Source organism: Amycolatopsis tolypomycina, from assembly GCF_900105945.1.
In the GTDB taxonomy this organism is placed as follows: Bacteria; Actinomycetota; Actinomycetes; order Mycobacteriales; family Pseudonocardiaceae; genus Amycolatopsis; species Amycolatopsis tolypomycina.
The window spans coordinates 2,699,231-2,719,738 of record NZ_FNSO01000004.1; the positions used below are offsets into that span (position 1 = coordinate 2,699,231).

The following is a 20,508-nucleotide window of genomic DNA, read 5'->3' on the forward strand; positions in this document are numbered from 1 at the left end:
GTTTCAATGATCGTGTCAAGCGGCGGCTGTGGCCGTGAGCGGTGGTGAGGGATGGAACTCGCGGCCGTCGCGCAGCAACGCCCAGATGACGTCGACCAGGCGGCGGGCCAAGGCGATCAGGGCTTGGGTGTGCCGTTTCCCTTCGCCGCGTTTGCGCAGGTAGAAAGCCCGAGAGGGACCGTCGGGGCGTTTGATGGCCGACAGGGCGGCCAGGTAGAACACCCGGCGCAGGCCGCGGTGGTAGCGCTTCGCCCGGTGCAGGTTGCCCCGTATCCGCCCGGAATCGCGGGGCACCGGCGCGAGACCCGCGTAGGCGGCCAGATGCGCGGAACTGCGGAACGCGGCCTGCAGGTCGCCGCCGGTCCCGGCGAGCAGCTGGGCCCCCAGGATGGGGCCGAATCCGTCGAGGCTGGTGATGGGCCCGGCGTCGGGGTGCTCGGCGAACCGTGCACCGAGCTGCTTGTCCAGGTCTTTGATTTCCCGGTCCAGTTCCAGCAGCTGCCGGGCCAGCCGGGCGATCAACGGTGCGGTCACCGATTCTCCCGGCAGGGCCACGGTTTGCTCCGCTGCCGCGGCGAGGGCCTTGTCCACCATGGCCGGAATGCCCTTGGGCCACGCACCATGCTCGGCCAGATAGGCCGACAGGCCAGTCGCTTCGGCCGCGCGGATGCCGGCCGGGGTCTGGAACCCGGTGAGCAGCACCAGCGCCGAGCGGGTGGAGTAGTCGAACGCCCGTTCCAGCGCGGGAAAAATCGAGGCCAGCAGTTCCCGGATCCGGTTGACCCCGCGCACCCAGTCGGCCATCAGGTCCTCGCGGCGCGCGGTGAGCACCTGCAGATCGGTGACGACCGCGTCGGGGCTGGTGATCGGGGCGAGATCGCTACGCAGGCGGGCGGTTTCGGCGATGGTGCGGGCGTCACGCGCGTCGGTTTTGCCTTCACCGGCGAACGCGCCGGCCATCCGGTTGACCAACCGGCCCGGCACCGACACCACCGGCTGGCCGGTGGCCAGCAGCAGCGTGATCAGCAGGCTCGCCGCACCGGAGGTCATGTCGACCGCCCACACCACCTCCGCGGCTTTCGCGGTGGTGCGGGTGATCAGCTGCTCGATCGCGGCTTGGCTGTTGGCGACCTTCCGGGAGAACACGATCTTGCCGGTCTCGTCCACCGCGCAGGCGTGGTGGAAGCCTTTGCCGACGTCGATCCCGACCCACATCTTGTGCACTGCCACGCAGCCTGTCCTCCCGTCTTCGCAGCTCAGCCCGGTGGACGACCCGCCGACAGCTCCATAAACAGCGACCGAGCGCAGATTTCAATCAGCGGCCAGGGCGTCCAGAACGACGGGGCGGCCACTCCTTCGAAGCCACCACACGAGGCAAGCCGTCATCAGCCACACCCCATCGCCCTGGGCATCCAGAACATCCCGTCCTGAACACCAACAATCTTATGGAGCCGGTCGTGACGAAGTCCTTGCCCCGCCAGCCCGGTTCACCGGCACGGCCGGACGCGCGTGCCGGTCTCATGCTCGCGATGGCGACCGCCGGGTTCGCGGTCACCTTCTGGGCGTGGGCGCTGCTGTCCCCGCTCGGCGCGACGCTGCGGGATCAGCTGCAGCTCTCTTCGCTGCAGCAGGCCGTCCTGGTCGCGGTGCCCGTGATCGTCGGCTCGCTCGGGCGGATCCCGGTGGGCGCGCTCACCGACCGGCTCGGCGCCCGCCGCATGTTCCCCGTGGTCGCCCTGCTGACCGCGGTCCCCGTGCTCTACCTGGGACACGGCGCCACTTCGTTGACGGGCTACCTCGTCGGTGGCTTCTTCCTCGGCCTCGGCGGGACGACCTTCGCGATCGGCATCCCGTTCGTCAACGCGTGGTACCCGCCGCGGCGCCGCGGGCTCGCGCTAGGCATCTTCGGCGCCGGGATGGGCGGCACGGCGATCTCGGCGTTCTCCACCGTCCAGCTGACCAAGGCGTTCGGGCACAGCTTCCCCTTCGACGTCGTCGCGGCGGTGCTCGCCGGCTATGCCGTGCTCGCGTTCTTCGTCCTGCGGGACCGCCCGGACCGGCCGCACGCGACCGGGAGCCTGCTCGGCCGCCTGGCCATGGCCCTGCGGATGCCGGTGACCAGCCAGCTGAGCGCGCTCTACGCGGTGGCCTTCGGCGGGTTCGTCGCGTTCAGCGTGTACCTCCCGACGTACTTGGTGACGTCGTTCGGGCTGGACCGCGGGGACGCGGCCCTGCGCACGGCCGGGTTCGTGGTGCTCGCCGTGGCGATGCGGCCGGTGGGCGGCTGGCTGTCGGACCGGCTCGACCCGGTGAAGCTGCTCGTGGCGGTGTTCGCCGTGGTGGGCGTCCTCGCGCTGGGAGCCGCGTTCGAGCCGCCGCTCGTGCCCGTCGGAACCGCACTCTTCCTCGGGCTGGCGGGTGCGCTCGGCACCGGGACGGGCGCGGTGTTCGCGCTGGTCGCCCGGCTGGTGGCGCCGACCGAGGTCGGCGCGGTGACCGGAGTCGTCGGTGCCGCCGGCGGCCTGGGCGGCTTCTTCCCGCCGCTGGTCATGGGCGCGGTGTACAGCGCGACCGGTGCCTACCTGCTCGGGTTCGTGCTGCTCGCCGCCACCGCGGCGGGCGCCGGCGTCCTCACGGCCACCGTCATCCGGCGGCGGGCGGCATGACGGCCGCGTTCGCGTTCACCTGGCTCGGCATGGTGCTCGCCATCTCGTTCCTGGAGGCCCCGCTGAAGTTCCGCGCCCCGGACGTGACGCTGCGGATCGGCCTGGGCATCGGACGGCTCGTGTTCGCCGCCCTCAACCGGATCGAGGTTCTGCTGGCGGTCGCGATCTGGGTGACGTTGCTCATCGGTCCCCGCTCACCGGCCTCGCTGGCGGCGGCCGGCGCGGTGGTGCTGGTCCTCCTGCTCCAGCTGGCCGCGGTCCGGCCGGCCTTGACGCGGCGGTCGGATCGGGTCCTCGCCGGGGAAGAAGGGCCCCGCAGCCGGGCCCATCTGGTGTACGTCGGACTGGAGGTGGTCAAGGTCGTCACGCTGGTCGCGCTGGGTGCCTCGGCGCTCGCCGGCGCATGAGGCCGTGCCGCTATCGGGCCGGGCGGCGGGCTTCGGCACCCAGCACGGCCAGCTCCAGCGTCCGCGCGACGTCACCCGGGCCCACCACCCCGACGAGCGCGCCGTCCGAGACGACCAGGGCGAGGTCCTGCCCGGGCCGCGCACCGATCCGGCCGAGGACCGCCGTCAGCGGAGTTTCCGGCCTGGCCTCCAGGCACGCCGGCGGACGGGCACAGACGTTCTCGACCCGCGTCGTGGCGCGCTCCTGCTCCGGCACCCGGGCAAGCATCCCCAGGCTGACCACCCCGACCGGACGGCCGTCGAACGTCACCACCGGGTAGGTGCGGAACGGTGCGGACGCGGCCTGGTCCACGAACCCCTGAACGGTGAACCAGCCGGGCGCCGTCACCGGGTCAGGAGTCATGATCTCGCCGAGCCGGATCCGCCCCAGCAGCTCGCGCGCCGGGCCCACGGCCAGCTCGGCCCGGGCGCTCAGGCTCATGAACCAGCCGACGCCGGCCAGCCAGAGCCCGGCGAAGCTGCCGGACCACAGCAGCCAGGCCAGTCCCAGCGCGGCCAGGGCCAGCCCGAGGGCCCGGCCCGACCGGGCAGCCGCGACCTGGGCCCGCCGCTTGTCGCCGGTGCGCCACCAGACGAGTGCCTGCAGGACCCGCCCACCGTCCAGGGGCGCGCCGGGCAGCAGGTTGAACGCCGCCAGGACCAGGTTCGTCCAGCCCAGCCAGGCGAGCGTGACGCCGGCGACGCCGGACAGCAGCAGGGACGTCCCCAGGAAGCCGGCCCCGGCCAGCAGGCTGGCCGCCGGGCCGGCGATCGCGACGGCGAACGCGGTGCGCGGCGTCGGGGCATCGTCGGTCAGCTCCGTACTGCCGCCGAACAGCCACAGCGTGACGCGGTCCACCGCGAGCCCGCGGTGCCGCGCCACGAGCGCGTGGCTGAGCTCGTGGACCAGCAGCGACGCCAGGAACACCACGGCCCCCACCGTCCCGGTCGCCCAGTAGACCAGCGGGGACCGGCCGGGCAGCGCTTCCGCCAGCAGTGACCGGGCCAGGAACCAGGCCAGCAGGGCCATGGTCAAGAGCACGGACCAGTGCGCGCCGACCCGGATACCGGCCGGGCGCCCGAGCGGGAAGGTGGCGTTCATCTTCCGACCGTCCTCCCGCGGGCGCGCGCGGGCGAGGGCCGCACCGCCCCAGAGGGAGGGACCAAAGACCCCGGCTCCGCCGACGTCCGGCCGCAGCACGGACGGCACCCGTGTTCGTAGCGTCGCAGTATGTCCGGAACCAAGAAACTCCCGCGCGCGATCTACGAGCGCGAACTGCTGCGCCTGCAGGTCGAGCTGGTGAAGCTCCAGGAATGGGTCCGGGCCGAAGGGGCGCGCCTGGTCGTGGTGTTCGAGGGCCGCGACGCCGCCGGCAAGGGCAGCACCATCAAGCGCGTCACCGAGCACCTCAACCCGCGCGTGGTGCGGATCGCGGCGTTGCCGAGCCCGACCGAGCGCGAGCGGACGCAGTGGTACTTCCAGCGATACATCGAGCATCTGCCCGCCGCGGGCGAGATCGTGTTGTTCGACCGCAGCTGGTACAACCGCGCGGGCGTCGAGCGCGTCATGGGGTTTTGCACGCCCGAGGAGCACCGGCGGTTCCTGCAGCAGTGCCCGATCTTCGAGCGGCTGCTCGCCGACGACGGCATCCTGCTCCGCAAGTACTGGTTTTCCGTCAGCGTCGACGAGCAGGAGCGCCGGTTCCGCGCCCGCCTCGACGATCCGATGCGCCGCTGGAAGCTCTCGACGATCGATCTGCAGTCCGTGACGCACTGGGAGGACTACTCGCGGGCGAAGGACGACATGTTCGTGCACACCGACACCGCCGAGTCCCCTTGGCACGTTGTGGAAAGCGAGGAGAAGCGGCGTGGGCGGCTGAACATGATCGCGCACCTGCTCGCCAGCGTGCCCTACTACGAGGTGCCTCGCCAGGCGGTGTCGCTGCCCCCGCGGCCGGAGCCGACCGGCTATTTCCGTCCCGACCGGCGGCTGCAGACCTACGTCCCCGACCACGCGGCGACCCTGCTGCCGCGCTGAACAGGAGGAAATCATGGATGCCAAGGAGAAGGCGGCCATCGAGGCCGAGGCACGTCGCGACGTCGCCGAGCGCGGGCGGCACGGCCCGAAGGTGGGCCGGTACCTGCACGTGGTCGAACACCACGCGATCAAGGAGAACGAAGAGGACCTTCCTCCGGTTGCCGCGGACGAACCGCGGCAACCGGCGGGCGAACGTCAGGGCTGATCGGTGCGCGTGTAGGCCGCGAGGGCCCGCTCCCGGGCTTTCACGGCCACCGTGCGGACGAGCGCCGTGTGCACCGAACCGATGGCCGGCCGGGCGATCCGCCAGTAGCGGCGGAACTTCAGCCAGCTCTCCGGATCGCTCATCCGGACCCGGGTGTGCACGGTCAGCACCGCGCGGTGCGCGCCGTAGGGAACCACCGACACGGCCATCACGAGCTTGCCGAAGCCGGGCTCGTCGAACGCCGCGAAGTCGTCGGATTCCACCCGGCGCCAGGTGATCACCGGCTTCCAGAACTTGCCCGCGACGCCGAGCGCGAACTCGGCGCCCGGCCGGTCGCCGAGCAGGGTCCACTCGGAACCGGCGTCGAGGTCGTCGGCCGTCATGCGGGTCGGACGGCGGGGCGGGCCGTGCCGCCGGTTGTGCCAGCGTTCGGGCAGCGCACGCAGCCACCCCGCAGCGGAGACGACGCCGCCCTGGACGTCGGTGAAGTCGAGTTCGCGCGCCGCCGAATAGGTGTCCTTCACCGGCGCGTCCACGATCGTCGTGCGCACCAGCTCGAAGTGCGGGTGCGGCAGGAAGTGGTCGATGAACAGATCAGGTGCAGTCATCCACCCAGCGTCGGTGCACCCGCACCGCGCGGACAGGCGGATTTGGTCCCCGGTGAAAGGGACTTCGGGCCCTGACCGGCGAGTATCGGCCGCAACCATGCTGAACCTCCGGACCCGCGGGAGGGACTCATGACCGCAACCATGCCGGTGCTCGCCGGGGTGGATGCCTCGGCATCGTCGTTGGCCGCCGTTCGGTGGGCGGCGAGGGAAGCAGGGCGGCGTGACACCACGTTGCGCCTGCTGCACGCCTGCGTCTGCGAGGACACCCCCGCCGACGGGCACGACGAGCTCCTGCTGGAGCACGTCCACCGCCGGCTGCGCCACGCGGCCGGGATCGTCCGTGACTGGGCTCCCGGCGTACGGGTCGAGATGGCCGTCCGGCTCGGGCTCGCCACCGACCTGCTGCTCGAGGAGGCGGCGGGCGCGGCAGTGGTCGTTCTCGGTTCGCGCGGCCTCGGTGGCCTGCGTGGTGCGCTGATCGGTTCGGTGGCGCTGCGCGTGGCCGCGGCGGCGCCCTGTCCTGTCGTCGTGGTCCCGGCGCACCAGCCGGTCCGGACGGGTCCCGTTGTCGCGGGCATCGACCGATCCGGATCGAGTGAGCACGCGCTGCGGTTCGCCTTCGAGGAGGCGGCCGCGACGCGCGCGCCGGTGCTGGTGGTGCACGCCGGCGACGACGACGCCGAACTGGCGGACCACGTTGCCGGCCGGCGCCGCAGGTACCCGGACCTCGAGGTCCGCACCCAGGTCGTGCCGGAGCGTGTCCCGGCCCGCGCGTTGCAGCACGCCGCTCCGGACGCCCGGCTGATCGTCATCGGAACGCGGGGCCGCGGCCCGGTCGCCGGCGGGATCCTCGGCTCGACCGGCAACGCCCTGCTCGCGCACGCGGCCTGTCCGGTCGCGGTCGTGCACTGAAGGAAAGGAGCCGTCGTGAAAGCACGCGACATCATGACGAGGCCCGTGGTTCGGGTCGGGCCCGCGACGCCGGTCCGTGAAGCGATCGTGCTGCTCACCGAGCATTGCGTCGCGGCGTTGCCGGTCGTCGGCGAGGACGACGCGGTCCTCGGCGTGTTCACCGAAGCCGACGCGCTCCGCAGCGGTATCACCGGCGCGGCACCGGACGTGCTGGTGGCCACGATGATGACGACCCCCGCCGAGACCGTGCGCCTGGACACCGACATCACCGAGATCGCCCGCCGCATGCTGGGCGACCGGCGCCGCAGCATCCCGGTGGTCGACGACGACGGCGTGCTCGTGGGCATCGTCAGCCGCCGCGACATGCTCACCCCTCTGGTGCGCCAGGACGACTCGATCGCTTCGCACCTCAACGCGCTGCTCACGGACTACTCCGGGCACCGCGACCGGTGGGCGGTTTCGGTCACCGGCGGCATGGTGACCATCCGCGGCACCTTCACCGACGAGGCCGAGCGCCGGGTCGTGACGGCACTGGCCAAGACGGTCTACGGCGTCGTCGGCGTCGAACTGTGGGAAGAAACCTCGGTGCGGACATGAAGATCCTCGTCGCGGTGGCCACCCGGCACGGGGCCACCAGGGAGATCGCCGAAAGCGTGGCCACCGCCCTCGGCGCCGCGCTGACCGACGCCGGGGTGCAGGCGCAGGTCGAGGTCCGCGACGCCGGCCTGGTGCGCTCGGTCGACGGCTTCGACGCCGTGGTCATCGGCAGCGCCGTCTACCTGGGTCATTGGCTGGAACCGGCCAAGAAACTCGTGGAGTCCTTTTCGGACGAACTGTGCCGGGTTCCGGTCTGGCTGTTCTCCAGCGGACCCGTCGGAGAACAGCAGCATCCCGCCGAAGAGCCGGTCGCCGTCGAAGACCTGGTCCATCGGCTGAACGCCCGCGGGCACCGCCTGTTCGGCGGCAAGATCGACCGCCGCACCCTCAAGTTCCCCGAACGCGCCGTGGTGGCCGCGTTGCGGGTGGCCGACGCGGACAACCGGGACTGGCCCATGATCCGCGCCTGGGGCCGCGAGATCGGGACAAGCCTCGCCAACGTCGAAAGGAGCGTGTCATGACCGAGTACCCGGTCCGCGTCGAGGCGACGCTGGACGAGCCGCTGTCGCGCGGGCTCTGGCTGGTGAAGTGGCTGCTCGCCATTCCGCACTACATCGTGCTGGCGTTCCTGTGGTTCGCCTACCCGTTCGCCACGATCGTGGCCTTCTTCGCGATCCTCGTCACCGGCCGGTATCCGCGGCCGCTGTTCGAGTTCACCTCCGGCGTGCTGCGCTGGAGCTGGCGGGTGCAGTACTACTCCTACGCCGCGCTCGGGACCGACCGGTACCCGCCGTTCACCTTCGCCGACGTCCCGGACTACCCGGCCCGGCTCGAAATCGCCTACCCGGAACGGCTTTCGCGCGGGCTGGTGCTGGTGAAGTGGTGGCTGCTGGCCATCCCGCACTTCGTCGTCGTCGGCCTGTTCGCCGGCGGTGGCACCTGGCTGGCCTTCCGCTCGGGTGACGACGGCGGCTTCGATTGGGCCGCCGGCGGTCTCGTCGGCGTGCTGGTCCTGGTCGCCGGGGTGGTGTTGCTGGTCACCGGTCGCTACCCGCGGCCGATCTTCGACTTCGTCCTGGGCATGGACCGCTGGGTGCTGCGGGTGGCCGCCTACGTGTCGCTGATGACGGACGAGTACCCGCCGTTCCGGCTCGACATGGGTGGCGCCGAGGCCGGCCACGAACCACCGCACCCGCAGCCGCCCCACCCGCACGCGTCGGGCTGGACAGCCGGGCGGATCGCCGCCGCGGCCACCGGTGCCGTGCTGGTGCTCGGCTCGATGGGCCTGCTCACCGGCGGCACGGCGGTGCTGTGGGCCGACCGCACCCAGCGTGACGCGGACGGCTACCTCACCGCGTCCACCACGTTCGTCTCGAGCGGGTATGCCTTCGCCACCGATCCGGTGCGGCTGGAGGGCGTGTCGGTGCCGAAGTTCGAGGGCTTCGTCGGTGACGTCCGGATCCGCGTGACGGACACCGGCGGCCGTCCGGTTTTCGTGGGCATCGGCCGCACGGACGCCGTCGAGCGGTACCTGGCCGCGACCGAGTACACGACCGCGGGCAACCGCACGCATCCGGGCGGTGCCCCGGCCGGTCCGCCCGGCGATGCCGGGGTGTGGGTCGCGAGCGCGTCCGGCGCGGGCACGCAGACCGTCGCCTGGCCGGTGCTGAACGGGCAGTGGACCGCTGTCGTGATGAACGCGGACGTCTCGCGGGGGATCTCCGTGCGCGCCGAAGCGGGCGCGACCGCACCCGCCCTCGGCTGGGTCGCCTTGGCGCTGCTCGTGTCCGGTCTCGTGGTGCTGGCCGGCGGCGTCGTGCTGATCGGCGTGGCCGCGCACCGAGCCGCGCACCGCCCGAACGCCCCTGAACCATCCACTGTGGACGCCTGAGAGAGGAACGACCATGCACGCACAGCCGGGCGACTGGCTCGTCGTCAAGGGACCGTGGGCCGACGCGCCCGAACAGCGCGGCCGGATCCTCGAGGTCCGCTCGGCCGACGGATCGCCGCCGTACGTCGTCCGCTGGACGGCCGACGACCACGTGTCGACGGTCTTCCCCGGTCCCGACGCGGTCGTGCTGACCGCCGAGGAGGAACGGTCGGCCGAAGACCGCGCGCGTACCCGCTTCGACCGGGTCCGGCGGTATCTCCACGAGGAGGGCGGCCATGTCCGGGTTCGTTGACGGCGCCGTCGTCACCGGGATCGACGGTTCGAGTTCGGCGGTGCAGGCCGCTGTGTGGGCCGGCGGGGAAGCCGTCCGCCGGGGACGGCCCCTTCGCCTGGTCCAGGTTTACGCACTGCCGCAGGTGAAGGCACCCGTCGCGTTCGGCACCCACGAGCAGGTCCGAGCCGGGCTGGCCGAACGGGCCGAGGGCCGGCTGGCCGACGCGAAGGGCGCGGTGCTCGCCGAGCACCCCGGTCTGGAGGTCGTCACCGCGGCGCGGGAATGGAGCCCGGTCACCGCGCTAGTGCAGGAGTCACAGCACGCCGAGCTGATCGTGCTCGGCTCACGCGGACTGGGCGGGTTCACCGGGCTGCTCGTCGGCTCGACCGCCGTTGCGGTGGCGGCGCACACGCACTGCCCGATCGTCGTCGTCCGGGGCCGGACCCCGCACGATCCGCCGCCGAGCGCAGGCCCGGTGGTCGTCGGGTCCGACGGTTCGCCCGACAGCGAGGCCGCCATCGCCTTCGCCTGTGAAGAGGCGAGGTTGCGTGGCGCCGCGCTGGTCGCGGTGCACACGTGGAGCGACGTCCTCGCCGACGGCATGCTGCGCCCCCACCCGCTGCAGGAAGATCCGGCCGAGATCGCGGCCGCCGAGCGCGGCAAGCTGGCCGAGCAGGTCGCGGGCTGGCAGCGCAAGTACCCCGAGCTGGCGATCGAGCTGGAGGTCGTCCGCGGCCGACCGGTGCGCACGCTGCTGGAGCGGGGCGAGGACGCCCAGCTCGTCGTGGTCGGCTGCCGCGGCCGCGGCGGGTTCACCGGCATGCTGCTCGGCTCGACGAGCCAGGCGCTGATCGCGCACTCGCCGTGCCCGGTGGCGGTGGTGCGGCCGGTCGGGAGCACGAGATGACCACCGCCCGGACCCGCGCCACGATGCGCCTGCTGGCGACGTTCGAAAGCCTGCTCGCCGCAAGCGCGGTGTACGGCGGGATTGCCCTGATCGCCGGAGCGCCGGGATTCACCATGCCGGTCGAATGGCTGGCCCCGCTCGGGCTGACCAGCTGGGCGCTGCCGGGCGTCGCGCTCGTGCTCGTCGTCGGCGGGTCGCTGGCCGCGGCGTCGGTGTTCGCCTGGCGGATCGACTTCCGGGCGCCGATCGCGGCCCTGGCCGCCTGCGCGGTGCTCACCGGCTGGCTGGCGATCCAGTTCGGCGTGCTCGGGGTGCGTGCGCCGGTCCAGTGGGTGACCGTGGCGCTCCTCGTGGTGCTGCTCGGGCTCGCGCTGCTGGCCCGCCACCGGCTGGGGTCGTCATGAGCGCCACCGTGACGAGCCTGCACGAGACGGAGTTCTTCGACACGGATTCGCTTCGCTTGCTCCGGCACAACCTCACGCTGGGGATCCAGGACGGCCGGTGGTGCCTCGACACCGCGGACGGGCCGATCAGCATGGCCGGTTCGGATCGTGGGGTGCCGCCGACGCTGTCCCGGCTCGTGCGTGCCTACACCCGCGACGACCAGCTGGTTCCCGTCGCGCGGCTCCGCGGTGGCCGGGAGGACCTGCGGGCGCGCCTGGGCGACCGGATCGCGGTGCCGGCCCGGCCGCACGACGGTTCGGCCCGGGGCGTGGTCCTGGAGTACGTGCGGGCGCAGATCGCCGCGCTGGCCGCCGCGGACCTGGCCGTCCGGCGGGGAATGCCCGATTCGGTGCACCGGTTGCGCGTCGCCGCGCGCCGCCTGCGCGGGGTCTTCACCGCCTACGCGCCGGTGCTCGGCGGACGGAAGCTCCTGAAGGAGTTCGGCGGAGCCCTGCGCTGGCTGGGCGGGGAGCTCGCACCAGCCCAGCTTGCCGATGACACCGGTGCCCCGGTGCCGCAGGCGTTGGACAGCTACCGGTACGTGCAGTTGCTGAACGCCCTCGACGTGCTCGAAGTCGTGCTCAGCGAACAGCCGCGCCGCGATCGGCCCAAAGCGGCCCGCCGCCCGGCCGCGAAGGTCCTGCCTCCCTTGGCCCGCGCCGTGGCCGAAGAGGTTGACGGCCGGGTCGCGGCCCTGCCCGCAGCACCCGACCAGGAGCGTGCTGTCCTTGACGTCCAGAAAGCCGTCGAACGGCTGAGGTACGCCCTCGAAGCCGGGGCGCCCGTCATGCCCGTGGACGCGGAGGCGCTGCGGGCCTTCCAGCGCCTGCTCGGTGATTTCCAGGACTCCGTGGTCGCCGGTGAGCACCTGCGCGTCCGTAAATCCTGGCGCGACCTCCGGCGGGACCTTCGTCCACTGTGGACCTGCTCGGGTGAAGGGACGTAAGTCCTCGCGACCGGTGACCGATGACGGCGGTGAACGGGGACCGGTCTTCCTAGATTGGTGGGGACCGGAAAGGAATTCCCGATGCGAGCACGCGACCTGATGACCGCGCCGGTGATCACCGTGCGCCCGTGGACGTCCGCCAAGGTGGCGGCCGAGCTGCTGGCGGCGCACGGCTTCACCGCACTGCCCGTGGTCGACGACGACGACCGGCTGGCCGGCATCGTCACCGAGGCCGACCTGATCCGCGGCCGCATCCCGGCCGACCCCCGCTACCTCCACGAACCCCGCGAGAGCGCCGCCGGCAAGACCGTCGGCGACGTCATGACCGCTCCTGTCACCGCGATGAGCACCGGCACCGACGTCGCCGACCTGTGCCAGGCACTGGTGGACGCCCGGATCCGGGCGGTGCCGATCGTCGACGGCTCGGCCGTCGTCGGGATCGTCACTCGCGGCGACGTCGTCCGGGTGCTCGCGCGGGACGACGTCGAGATCGCCCGGGACGTCAGGCACCGCCTGGAGATCTACGGCGGCAGCGGCCGCTGGCACGTCGACGTCCACGACGGGTTCGTGCACATCACCGACCAGTACGACGACGACACCGACCGGCACGTCGCCCAGTTGCTGGCACTGGCCGTGCCCGGGGTCGTCGCCGCAGAGACCGCCTACGCGGGTGAGGAGCAGAAACGATGACCGTCAACGACCCGAGGATCACCGTCGGCGTCGACGGCTCGGCGGGCTCGACCGCCGCCGTCACGTGGGCGGCGAAGCTCGCCTCCCGGCGCCGGCTCCAGCTGAAGATCGTGCACGGCCTGCAGGTCGCCGGTCTCTACTACGGCGGCGGGATGACCGGTATCGGGGCGGCCACGCTGTTCGAGGCGGTGCAGAAGGACGGCGAACGAGCGATCGCCGACGCCCGCACGCTCGCCGCGTCGATCGACAAGGACCTGGTCATCGTCACCGATCTGCCCAACGACCCGCCGGTGCCGACGCTGATCGACGAGTCCCGTCACGCCCGGATGCTCGTCGTCGGCCGGACCGGCACCGGCGGGTTCACCGGCATGCTGGTCGGCGGCACGGCGGCCACGGTCGCCGCCCACGCGCACTGCCCGGTCGCCGTCATCCGCGGGCGCCACGACTCGGCGATCGTCCCGGAGACCGGCCCGGTCGCGGTCGGCATCGACGGCAGCCCGAACAGCGAGCAGGCCATCGCCGTCGCGTTCGAGGAGGCTTCGCTCCGCGGTGTCCCGCTGGTCGCGGTGCACGCGTGGAACGACATCGTCTACGAAGACACGCGCGGCACGGCTCGGATCCTCACCCAGCCGGGAACCCTCGAAGAGGGCGAAGACCGGTTGCTGACCGAGCGGCTCGCCGGCTGGCCGGAGAAGTACCCGGACGTCGAGATCGGGCGCGTGCTCGTGCGCGACCGGCCGAGGCGCGCGCTGCTCGAAATCTCCGAGGAAGCGCAGCTGGTCGTCGTCGGCAGCCGCGGCCGCGGTGGCTTCACCGGTATGCTCCTGGGCTCGACCAGCCAGGCGCTGGTCCAGCACGCCCAGTGCCCGGTGCTCGTGGTCCGCCCGGAGCGGAAGGCATGACCGCCGTCGAAGCCCGCCCTTCGGTGCTAAGCGGCACCGAACTCGCCCAGGTGGACGCCCTCTGGCGGGCCGCGAACTACCTCTCGGCCGGCCAGATCTACCTGATGGCGAACCCGCTGCTGCGCGAGCAGCTGCGTCCCGAGCACGTCAAGCCGAGGCTGCTCGGGCACTGGGGAACCTCGCCCGGCCTGAACTTCGTCTACGCGCACCTGAACCGGGCGATCCTCGCCCACGACCTGAACGCGATGCTGGTCACCGGCCCGGGCCACGGCGGCCCGGCCCTGCTGGCCAACACGTGGCTCGAAGGCAGCTACACCGACGCGTGGCCCGAGGTGACGCGGGACGCCGCCGGGATGGCCGAGCTGTTCCGGCAGTTCTCCTTCCCGGGCGGTGTGCCGAGCCACGTGGCTCCGCAGGTGCCCGGCTCGATCCACGAAGGCGGCGAGCTGGGCTATTCGCTCGCGCACGCCTTCGGCGCCGCGTTCGACAACCCGGGCCTGCTGGTGGCCTGCGTGGTCGGGGACGGCGAAGCCGAGACCGGGCCGCTGGCGACGTCCTGGCACGCCAACAAGTTCCTCGACCCGGTCCGTGACGGCGCGGTGCTGCCGATCCTGCACCTGAACGGGTACAAGATCGCCAACCCGACGGTTCTGTCGCGGATTCCACCGGCCGAGCTGGACGCGCTCTTGCGCGGCTACGGCTACGAGCCGATCCACGTCGAGGGCAGCGATCCGGTGACGATGCACCAGGCCATGGCCTCCTCGCTCGATGCAGCTGTCGCCACCCTCGCGGAGCGGCGCGGGGTGTGGCCGATGATCGTGCTGCGCAGCCCCAAGGGCTGGACCGGACCGTCTGTTGTGGACGGCAAGCCGGTGGAAGGGACGTGGCGGGCGCATCAGGTGCCGCTGGCCGAGGTCCGGCACAACGCAGACCACCTGAAGCAGCTGGAGGACTGGCTGCTGTCGTACCGCCCTGCGGAGTTGTTCGACGAGCGCGGCCGTCCCGTCACCGAGGTCACCGCGATGATCCCGGTGGGCGAGCGGCGGATGGGGGCGAATCCGCACGCCAACGGCGGGGTGCTGCTGCGGCCGTTGACGCTGCCGGACACCGCGTCCCACGCCGCCCCGGTCGCCACGCCGGGGGCGACGGTGGCGGAGCCGACCCGGGTGCTGGGCCGGTACCTGCGGGACGTCTTCGCGCTCAACGCCGAGCGGGCGAACTTCCGCCTGTTCGGCCCGGACGAGACGGCGTCCAACCGGCTGGACGCGGTCTACGACGTCACCGCCAAGGAATGGCAGGCCGCCGTCGAACCGGTCGACGAGCACCTGGCCCGCGACGGCCGCGTGCTCGAAGTGCTGTCGGAGCACCTGTGCCAGGGCTGGCTCGAGGGCTACCTCCTCTCGGGGCGGCACGGGCTGTTCTCGTGCTACGAGGCGTTCGTGCACATCGTCGACTCGATGGTCAACCAGCACATCAAATGGCTGCGGGTGCACCGGCAGATCCCGTGGCGGCGGCCGGTGGCGTCGCTGAACTACCTGCTGACCTCGCACGTGTGGCGGCAGGACCACAACGGGTTCTCCCACCAGGACCCGGGGTTCGTCGACCACGTGGCGAACAAGAGCTCCGAGGTCGTGCGGGTGTACTTCCCGCCGGACACCAACACCCTGCTGGAGGTCGCGGCGCACTGCCTGCGTTCCCGCGATTACGTGAACGTGGTGGTCGCGGGCAAGAACGACACCCCGAACTGGCTCGATGCCGAACAGGCCGCGCTCCACTGCGCTCGCGGCGTGAGCATCTGGGAGTGGGCGAGCACGCACACCGACCGCGAGCCCGACGTCGTCCTGGCCTGCGCGGGTGACGCGCCGACCCTGGAAGTCCTCGCCGCCGCGCAGATCCTGCGGCAGGAGCTGCCGGACCTGGCCGTCCGGGTGGTGAACGTCGTCGACCTGATGCGCCTGCAGCCGGAGGCCGAGCACCCGCACGGTCTCTCGGACCGGGAGTACGACGCGTTGTTCACCCCGGACCGCCCGGTGATCTTCGCCTACCACGGCTATCCATGGCTGATCCACCGCCTGGCCTACCGCCGTACCGGTCACCACGACCTCCACGTCCGCGGTTACACCGAGCACGGCACCACCACCACACCGTTCGACATGCTGGTGCTCAACCACCTGGACCGGTTCCAGCTGGTGATCGACGTGCTCGACCGGGTGCCGGGCCTGGCGGCGACAGCGGGCGTGCTGCGGCAGCGGATGACCGAGGCCCAGGGCCGGCACCGCCGCTACATCCGCACCCACGGCGAGGACCTGCCCGAGGTGCGGCACTGGACCTGGGAGGGCTGAGCCGTGACCGCCGCGGCCGTCCTGGCCGCGGCGCTCATCTACGGCAGTTACCGGTAGTCGCCCATGCTTTGCACCGCACGCCGGATGTCTTCGGCAGCGTTCCTCAGCGTATTCGCATTGTCTTCGAGCCCAACGAGCTTACCTGCGGCGCTGTTCAGGACCTCCGCGCTGTCGCCAAGGTGGGACAGGTTCCTCGCCGCGTGGTAGAGCAGCTCAGCGGCGTCGAGGTTGACCGGGGAGCTCGCGGTCCGGGCCGCGTGCAGCTCGACGCGGAGTTCCTTGAGAAGTGCGGCCGCTTCGGCGTCACTCTGTTCCAATCTGATCAGGGTGTGCTTGATCTCGTCTTCGCGCGCCGCGATCGCCTGATTGATGATTTCGGCGAGGCGGTCTTCGGTGAGGTGCCGGAGGTCACGCAGCTGCTGGATGCCGCCGCGCTCGCGGATTTCCTTCCATTGCCGCAGCGGCTCAGCCGGCCACTTCTTCGCGGCGCCGCTTTCGTCGATCACCTGGTGGTGCGGGTGACAGAGGAAGATCAGATTTTCGAAGGCGTCGCGCTCGGCGTCGGTCATTCTCGGGTCGTAACGCTCGCCGGTGGCCTTCAACGCGCAGATGTGGGCGATCGCGAGGGCGATCTTGTAAGTGCCTTCGACCTCACGGACGATCGGTTCGGGACATCCCGGCCAGTAGCACGTTCCCGCGCTCAGTGAAATCAAGGCCGCTCGGTCGCCTCGGGTGTAGTCGCGGTTCCCGCTCAAGGCAACTCCCTACGACAGAAGAAATATCCTCACGCTAGCCATTGAAAGCCGGAAAATACCTGACAAATCCAGGACGGATCGCTCGGTCGCGCTCACGGACCTGCCGGCAGAGACCTTCACCGCCGGCAGCTCGGCGATCTCCGCGGGGCTGTGTGTGACCACCAGCGCCACCTGGCCTTCGGTCGCCTTCAGGACGTCGGCCGCCGGCAACGCGCTGGCCAGGGCCACCCGGCGGCGCTGAGGCGGTTGTTCTCCGCCACAGTCCCGGCGACCGGTGCGGAGAGCGTCCGGCCCTTGGGTCCTTGGTCACTTCCGGGACGGTCTCGGGTCCCTGCCGCCGGGGGCCTTGCGGTCGTACGCTGAGCCTGTCCAACCTGTCTTTGGGAGGTTCCCGTGCTCCGTGTGTTCCTCGTCGACGACCACGAGGTCGTCCGCCGTGGCGTCGCCGACCTGCTGGACGAGGACGAGAACCTCACCGTGGTCGGCCAGGCCGCCAGTGTGTCGCAGGCGCTGGCCCGGATCCCGGCGCTGAACCCCGACGTGGCGGTGCTGGACGTCCGCCTGCCCGACGGCAACGGCATCGAACTGGCCCGGGAGCTGCGGTCGAAGCTGCCGGAGCTCAAGTGCCTGATGCTGACCTCGTTCACCGACGAGCAGGCGATGCTGGACGCGGTCATGGCCGGCGCGAGCGGGTTCGTGATCAAGGACATCAAGGGCATGGACCTGGTCTCGGCGGTCCGGGACGTGGGCGCGGGCAAGTCCCTGCTCGACGCGCACGCGACGGCGGCGTTGATGGCGAAGCTGCGCGACAGCCAGGCGAAGAAAGGCCCCCTCTCCGACCTGTCGGACCAGGAGCGGAAGCTCCTCGAACTGATCGGGGAGGGGCTGACCAACCGGCAGATCTCCGAGCGGATGTTCCTGGCCGAGAAGACGGTGAAGAACTACGTCTCCCGGCTGCTGACGAAGCTGGGCCTGGAGCGGCGGACGCAGGCGGCCGTGCTGGCCACCGAGCTGCGCAACCCAGGCGGCTGAGCCCGGCCGCGCATTCGCGCGCTCACCTCAACGGCGACTGCTCCAGCAGGACGTCCGCCAGAGACCGCCGCGGCGTCCACGGCACCGGCGCGCCGCGCCCCAGGCGCAGCACGATCTGCGGCCACAGGCCCCCGCCGAGCAGCTGTCGCAGTTCCGCCCGGACCGCCGGGACCTCGACCGGCTGCGAGATGAACGACGCGTCGAGGCCGGCGGCCGTGGCGGTCAGCAGGACCCGCTGCATCGCCTGACCGGCTCGGAGCCGGTCGACGGCCGTGTCGTCGAAGGAGCCGATGACCACGACCAGCGGCTCGGAGTCGTCCGGCAGGCCGCGCAGCCGGGTGCCGAAGTCGCGGAGCACCCAGCCGCCGTTGTTCGAGGGCATCGACCCGGCCGCGTATTCGGGGACGCCGTCGCGGCTCTCCAGGCCCCGCCCGGTCCACTGCCGCCACTCGGTCAGGAACGCCGGGTCCGCGAGCTGGGCGTGATGCCCCTTGTGGACCAGCTCGCGCAGGCCCTCCAGCTGAGTCCCGCTCAGCCGCGGCAGCCACGCCTGTTCGACTTCGGCGGCGTGGCGCAGCCTGGCGACCACGGACGCCGGGATCGTGCTCGCTTCGAACGGTGTCCGGTTCGTGTGCCGGCGGGGGATCGCGTCCGCCAGTTCGATCAAACGGGGGTCGGGACGGCGGGCCGCGAACGGCCGGACCACGGCCAGCAGCGTCGGGTCGTCGCGGCGGGGGAACAGCGTCGTGGCCGGGTGGGCGCCCAGCGCCTGGATGGCCGTGCGCAGGTTGAACAGCGCGGCCCCGCAGGAGAGCAGCAGTTCGCGCCGGTCGGCGTCGGCCACCGGCAGGGCGCGTTCCGGGTCGGCGTGCAGCTCCAGGCCCGCGGGGGTGCAGCGGAAGCGCCAGGGCTGCGTATTGTGCGTCGACGGCGCCAGTACCGCAGCGCCGATGACGGACTTCACCTGATCGGAGTCCAGCAAGCCGATCGAAGTGATGGGTAGTGTCATGGTTTCCCCTCGTGCCGCGGGGCGGCACACTGGTGATCCGAACGCTTGGTTCGACGGTCTCTCGCCGCGCAGTGCCGCGGAAAGGGGACAAAGTCACCGATGATGCGGAGGCCTAGTGAGCGAATCCGGGCAGGAGCCGCGGCGGATGGCGGGCACGTTGTCCGGGTTGCGGCTGCGGGAGGTGCTGCGTGACCTGCAGGATCGGATCGAGCTGCTGATCGGCACCCGGGACAAGATGGACGGCCTGCTCGACGCCGTCCTGGCCGTCGCGTCCGGGCTGGAGCTGGACACCACGCTCCGGCGGATCGTGCAGGCGGCGATCGAGCTGGGCGAGGCGAAGTACGGCGCCCTCGGGGTGCTGGCCGAGGACGGCTCCATGGCCGAATTCATCTACCTCGGCATCGACGACGAGACCCGCCGGCTCATCGGTGACCTGCCGACCGGCCACGGCGTGCTGGGTGTGGTCATCGACGAGGCCAAGCCGCTGAGGCTGGAGGAGATCTCGGCGCATCCGGCGTCGGTGGGGTTTCCGGCGCACCACCCGCCGATGCATTCGTTTCTCGGGGTGCCGGTGCGGGTGCGTGACGAGGTGTTCGGGCGGCTGTATCTGACCGAGAAGAAGAACGGCGAGCAGTTCACCGATGACGACGAGGTTGTCGTGCAGGCGCTGGCCGCCGCGGCCGGTATCGCGATCGAGAACGCCCATCTCTACGAGCAGGCGCGCGTGCGGCAGCAGTGGCTGGCCGCCACGAGCGAGGTGACCACGGAGCTGCTGGGCGGCACGGACCCGGCCGAGGCGCTGAGCCTCATCGCCGGCCGGACCCTCGAACTCACCGGCTCCGACGTCACGATGCTGGCGCTGCCGAACTCCGGGCGATGGGACGTCGACGAGGACTGGGACGAGGACGTCGACGACCTGACGGTCACCGTGTGCGCCGGGACGCGCGCTTCGGAGCTGTCGGGGACGCGCGTCGACATCGAGGAGAGCGTCTCCGGTTCGGTGTACCGGGACCGGACGCCGCGCAGCGTGCCCGAACTGGCGCTGCGCGAGCACCGGTTCGGGCCCGCGATGGTGGTGCCGCTGCGGGCGGGGGACCGGACGACCGGCGTCCTGATCGCCGCTCGGGAGGTCGGTTCCGCCGGATTCGAAGCGGCGCAGCTGTCGGTGGTGGCGTCCTTCGCCGACCAGGCGGCGCTGGCGTTGCAGTTGGCGGCGCAGCAGCGGGCGGCGCGGGAGCTGGACGTGCTGGGCGATCGCGACCGGATCGCGCGTGATCTGCATGATCACGTGATCCAGCGGTTGTTCGCGGTGGGGTTGTCGATGCAGAGCACGCAGCGGCGGACGAAGTCGCCGGAGTTGCAGAAGCGGCTCGGGGACAGCATCGAGCAGTTGCACGAGATCGTCCAGGAGATCCGCACGGCGATTTTCGACCTGCACGGCGGCGCGGCGGGGGAGACGGGGATCAGGCTGCGGCACCGGCTGCACGACGCGATCGCCGAGCTGACCGACGACGCACCGTTGCAGCCGACGGTGAGCATGTCCGGCTCGATCGACACGGTGCCCACCCAGCTGGCCGAACACGTCGAAGCCGTGGTGCGGGAGGCGGTCAGCAACGCTGTGCGGCACGCGCAGGCGTCGACGCTGGCGGTGTCGATCGCGGTGAAGGACGACCTGATCCGCGTCGTGGTGGCCGACGACGGCAAGGGGCTCGCGGAGGGGATCTCGCCGAGCGGGCTGGGCAACCTGCGCGACCGGGCGGAGACGTCGGGCGGGACGTTCACGCTCGACAGCGGGCCCGAAGGTGGGGTCACGATCGAGTGGTCGGCGCCGGTCGCCTGAGCAG

Annotated in this window: 23 protein-coding genes; 17 read left to right on the plus strand and 6 right to left on the minus strand. The window is 71.6% G+C overall.

Annotation, left to right across the window (positions count from 1 at the left end; translation table 11 throughout):
- Nucleotides 1-15: 15 nt before the first annotated feature.
- Nucleotides 16-1,215 (minus strand): IS110 family RNA-guided transposase, encoded by a 1,200-nt coding sequence (locus BLW76_RS22375; protein ID WP_425266056.1) that lies wholly within the window; start codon nt 1,213-1,215, stop codon nt 16-18.
- Nucleotides 1,216-1,457: 242 nt separating this feature from the next.
- On the opposite strand from BLW76_RS22375, the gene BLW76_RS22380 reads away from it, so the two are divergent.
- Both BLW76_RS22380 and BLW76_RS22385 read left to right on the plus strand, forming a co-directional pair.
- Nucleotides 1,458-2,666: an MFS transporter gene (locus BLW76_RS22380; RefSeq protein ID WP_425266014.1), complete on the plus strand. Its 1,209-nt coding sequence runs from the start codon at nt 1,458-1,460 to the stop codon at nt 2,664-2,666.
- Nucleotides 2,663-3,073, plus strand: a complete 411-nt coding sequence (locus BLW76_RS22385) for a hypothetical protein (RefSeq protein WP_091310535.1) — start codon at nt 2,663-2,665, stop codon at nt 3,071-3,073. Before BLW76_RS22380 ends, BLW76_RS22385 begins: the two co-directional genes overlap by 4 nt.
- A gap of 10 nt (nt 3,074-3,083) precedes the next feature.
- Here BLW76_RS22385 and BLW76_RS22390 read toward each other — a convergent pair whose 3' ends face one another.
- Nucleotides 3,084-4,214, minus strand: coding sequence for a site-2 protease family protein (locus BLW76_RS22390; RefSeq protein WP_091310537.1), 1,131 nt, complete (start codon nt 4,212-4,214; stop codon nt 3,084-3,086).
- A 129-nt stretch (nt 4,215-4,343) separates the two neighbouring features.
- Between BLW76_RS22390 and ppk2 the strand changes: the two genes are divergently transcribed.
- The gene (gene ppk2, locus BLW76_RS22395; RefSeq protein WP_091310539.1) at nt 4,344-5,150 is read left to right on the plus strand and encodes a polyphosphate kinase 2; all 807 of its coding nucleotides are present in this window, start codon (nt 4,344-4,346) and stop codon (nt 5,148-5,150) included.
- A 13-nt stretch (nt 5,151-5,163) separates the two neighbouring features.
- Nucleotides 5,164-5,355: a hypothetical protein gene (locus BLW76_RS22400; protein ID WP_091310540.1), complete on the plus strand. Its 192-nt coding sequence runs from the start codon at nt 5,164-5,166 to the stop codon at nt 5,353-5,355.
- Here the strand turns inward: BLW76_RS22400 and BLW76_RS22405 are convergent.
- Nucleotides 5,346-5,963: a hypothetical protein gene (locus BLW76_RS22405; RefSeq protein WP_091310543.1), complete on the minus strand. Its 618-nt coding sequence runs from the start codon at nt 5,961-5,963 to the stop codon at nt 5,346-5,348. The two genes, BLW76_RS22400 and BLW76_RS22405, sit on opposite strands and share 10 nt — an antisense overlap.
- Before the next feature lie 129 nt (nt 5,964-6,092).
- Here BLW76_RS22405 and BLW76_RS22410 point away from each other — a divergent pair, with 129 nt between their 5' ends.
- The 11 genes from BLW76_RS22410 to BLW76_RS22460 all read left to right on the plus strand — a co-directional run bounded on the left by BLW76_RS22410 (nt 6,093) and on the right by BLW76_RS22460 (nt 15,868).
- A complete protein-coding gene (locus BLW76_RS22410; protein ID WP_091310544.1) occupies nt 6,093-6,875 on the plus strand; it encodes a universal stress protein in 783 nt (260 codons plus the stop codon).
- A 15-nt stretch (nt 6,876-6,890) separates the two neighbouring features.
- Nucleotides 6,891-7,472: a CBS domain-containing protein gene (locus tag BLW76_RS22415; protein ID WP_091310547.1), complete on the plus strand. Its 582-nt coding sequence runs from the start codon at nt 6,891-6,893 to the stop codon at nt 7,470-7,472.
- Nucleotides 7,469-7,993, plus strand: coding sequence for a flavodoxin domain-containing protein (locus BLW76_RS22420; protein ID WP_091310549.1), 525 nt, complete (start codon nt 7,469-7,471; stop codon nt 7,991-7,993). The genes BLW76_RS22415 and BLW76_RS22420 overlap by 4 nt, the downstream gene beginning before the upstream one ends.
- The gene (locus tag BLW76_RS22425; protein WP_091310551.1) at nt 7,990-9,363 is read left to right on the plus strand and encodes a DUF4389 domain-containing protein; all 1,374 of its coding nucleotides are present in this window, start codon (nt 7,990-7,992) and stop codon (nt 9,361-9,363) included. The genes BLW76_RS22420 and BLW76_RS22425 overlap by 4 nt, the downstream gene beginning before the upstream one ends.
- A gap of 13 nt (nt 9,364-9,376) precedes the next feature.
- Nucleotides 9,377-9,655 carry a DUF1918 domain-containing protein gene (locus tag BLW76_RS22430; protein ID WP_091310553.1) on the plus strand — a complete coding sequence of 93 codons (279 nt, stop codon included), beginning with the start codon at nt 9,377-9,379 and terminating at the stop codon, nt 9,653-9,655.
- Entirely contained in the window at nt 9,639-10,544 is a 906-nt protein-coding gene (locus BLW76_RS22435) for a universal stress protein (protein ID WP_091310556.1), read from the plus strand. Before BLW76_RS22430 ends, BLW76_RS22435 begins: the two co-directional genes overlap by 17 nt.
- The gene (locus tag BLW76_RS22440; RefSeq protein WP_091310558.1) at nt 10,541-10,948 is read left to right on the plus strand and encodes a hypothetical protein; all 408 of its coding nucleotides are present in this window, start codon (nt 10,541-10,543) and stop codon (nt 10,946-10,948) included. The genes BLW76_RS22435 and BLW76_RS22440 overlap by 4 nt, the downstream gene beginning before the upstream one ends.
- Nucleotides 10,945-11,934 (plus strand): CHAD domain-containing protein, encoded by a 990-nt coding sequence (locus tag BLW76_RS22445; protein ID WP_091310560.1) that lies wholly within the window; start codon nt 10,945-10,947, stop codon nt 11,932-11,934. The genes BLW76_RS22440 and BLW76_RS22445 overlap by 4 nt, the downstream gene beginning before the upstream one ends.
- 81 nt (nt 11,935-12,015) lie before the next feature.
- The gene (locus BLW76_RS22450; RefSeq protein ID WP_091310563.1) at nt 12,016-12,624 is read left to right on the plus strand and encodes a CBS domain-containing protein; all 609 of its coding nucleotides are present in this window, start codon (nt 12,016-12,018) and stop codon (nt 12,622-12,624) included.
- Nucleotides 12,621-13,526 (plus strand): universal stress protein, encoded by a 906-nt coding sequence (locus BLW76_RS22455; RefSeq protein WP_091310564.1) that lies wholly within the window; start codon nt 12,621-12,623, stop codon nt 13,524-13,526. The genes BLW76_RS22450 and BLW76_RS22455 overlap by 4 nt, the downstream gene beginning before the upstream one ends.
- On the plus strand, nt 13,523-15,868 hold the full coding sequence (locus BLW76_RS22460; protein WP_091310567.1) for a phosphoketolase family protein: 2,346 nt from the start codon (nt 13,523-13,525) through the stop codon (nt 15,866-15,868). The genes BLW76_RS22455 and BLW76_RS22460 overlap by 4 nt, the downstream gene beginning before the upstream one ends.
- Before the next feature lie 47 nt (nt 15,869-15,915).
- Here the strand turns inward: BLW76_RS22460 and BLW76_RS22465 are convergent, their stop codons facing one another.
- Both BLW76_RS22465 and BLW76_RS22470 read right to left on the minus strand, forming a co-directional pair.
- Nucleotides 15,916-16,623, minus strand: a complete 708-nt coding sequence (locus BLW76_RS22465) for a hypothetical protein (protein ID WP_091310570.1) — start codon at nt 16,621-16,623, stop codon at nt 15,916-15,918.
- 9 nt (nt 16,624-16,632) lie between these two features.
- A complete protein-coding gene (locus tag BLW76_RS22470; RefSeq protein WP_091310572.1) occupies nt 16,633-16,851 on the minus strand; it encodes a hypothetical protein in 219 nt (72 codons plus the stop codon).
- A gap of 165 nt (nt 16,852-17,016) precedes the next feature.
- Between BLW76_RS22470 and BLW76_RS22475 the strand changes: the two genes are divergently transcribed.
- Nucleotides 17,017-17,655, plus strand: coding sequence for a response regulator (locus tag BLW76_RS22475; protein WP_167384682.1), 639 nt, complete (start codon nt 17,017-17,019; stop codon nt 17,653-17,655).
- 22 nt (nt 17,656-17,677) lie between these two features.
- Here BLW76_RS22475 and BLW76_RS22480 read toward each other — a convergent pair whose 3' ends face one another.
- Nucleotides 17,678-18,664 carry an Acg family FMN-binding oxidoreductase gene (locus BLW76_RS22480; protein ID WP_208613354.1) on the minus strand — a complete coding sequence of 329 codons (987 nt, stop codon included), beginning with the start codon at nt 18,662-18,664 and terminating at the stop codon, nt 17,678-17,680.
- Between the two features lie 145 nt (nt 18,665-18,809).
- Here BLW76_RS22480 and BLW76_RS22485 point away from each other — a divergent pair, with 145 nt between their 5' ends.
- Entirely contained in the window at nt 18,810-20,504 is a 1,695-nt protein-coding gene (locus BLW76_RS22485) for a sensor histidine kinase (RefSeq protein WP_091310574.1), read from the plus strand.
- The last annotated feature ends 4 nt before the right edge of the window (nt 20,505-20,508 follow it).

What these genes read in the sequence shown, in the direction of transcription:
- BLW76_RS22375 (WP_425266056.1), bottom strand. Translation starts at nt 1,215, where the DNA reads ATGTGGGTCGGGATCGACGTCGGCAAAGGCTTCCACCACGCCTGCGCG.
- BLW76_RS22385 (WP_091310535.1), top strand. Translation starts at nt 2,663, where the DNA reads ATGACGGCCGCGTTCGCGTTCACCTGGCTCGGCATGGTGCTCGCCATC.
- BLW76_RS22390 (WP_091310537.1), bottom strand. Translation starts at nt 4,214, where the DNA reads ATGAACGCCACCTTCCCGCTCGGGCGCCCGGCCGGTATCCGGGTCGGC.
- ppk2 (WP_091310539.1), top strand. Translation starts at nt 4,344, where the DNA reads ATGTCCGGAACCAAGAAACTCCCGCGCGCGATCTACGAGCGCGAACTG.
- BLW76_RS22400 (WP_091310540.1), top strand. Translation starts at nt 5,164, where the DNA reads ATGGATGCCAAGGAGAAGGCGGCCATCGAGGCCGAGGCACGTCGCGAC.
- BLW76_RS22405 (WP_091310543.1), bottom strand. Translation starts at nt 5,963, where the DNA reads ATGACTGCACCTGATCTGTTCATCGACCACTTCCTGCCGCACCCGCAC.
- BLW76_RS22410 (WP_091310544.1), top strand. Translation starts at nt 6,093, where the DNA reads ATGACCGCAACCATGCCGGTGCTCGCCGGGGTGGATGCCTCGGCATCG.
- BLW76_RS22420 (WP_091310549.1), top strand. Translation starts at nt 7,469, where the DNA reads ATGAAGATCCTCGTCGCGGTGGCCACCCGGCACGGGGCCACCAGGGAG.
- BLW76_RS22425 (WP_091310551.1), top strand. Translation starts at nt 7,990, where the DNA reads ATGACCGAGTACCCGGTCCGCGTCGAGGCGACGCTGGACGAGCCGCTG.
- BLW76_RS22430 (WP_091310553.1), top strand. Translation starts at nt 9,377, where the DNA reads ATGCACGCACAGCCGGGCGACTGGCTCGTCGTCAAGGGACCGTGGGCC.
- BLW76_RS22435 (WP_091310556.1), top strand. Translation starts at nt 9,639, where the DNA reads ATGTCCGGGTTCGTTGACGGCGCCGTCGTCACCGGGATCGACGGTTCG.
- BLW76_RS22440 (WP_091310558.1), top strand. Translation starts at nt 10,541, where the DNA reads ATGACCACCGCCCGGACCCGCGCCACGATGCGCCTGCTGGCGACGTTC.
- BLW76_RS22445 (WP_091310560.1), top strand. Translation starts at nt 10,945, where the DNA reads ATGAGCGCCACCGTGACGAGCCTGCACGAGACGGAGTTCTTCGACACG.
- BLW76_RS22450 (WP_091310563.1), top strand. Translation starts at nt 12,016, where the DNA reads ATGCGAGCACGCGACCTGATGACCGCGCCGGTGATCACCGTGCGCCCG.
- BLW76_RS22455 (WP_091310564.1), top strand. Translation starts at nt 12,621, where the DNA reads ATGACCGTCAACGACCCGAGGATCACCGTCGGCGTCGACGGCTCGGCG.
- BLW76_RS22460 (WP_091310567.1), top strand. Translation starts at nt 13,523, where the DNA reads ATGACCGCCGTCGAAGCCCGCCCTTCGGTGCTAAGCGGCACCGAACTC.
- BLW76_RS22480 (WP_208613354.1), bottom strand. Translation starts at nt 18,664, where the DNA reads ATGACACTACCCATCACTTCGATCGGCTTGCTGGACTCCGATCAGGTG.
- BLW76_RS22485 (WP_091310574.1), top strand. Translation starts at nt 18,810, where the DNA reads ATGGCGGGCACGTTGTCCGGGTTGCGGCTGCGGGAGGTGCTGCGTGAC.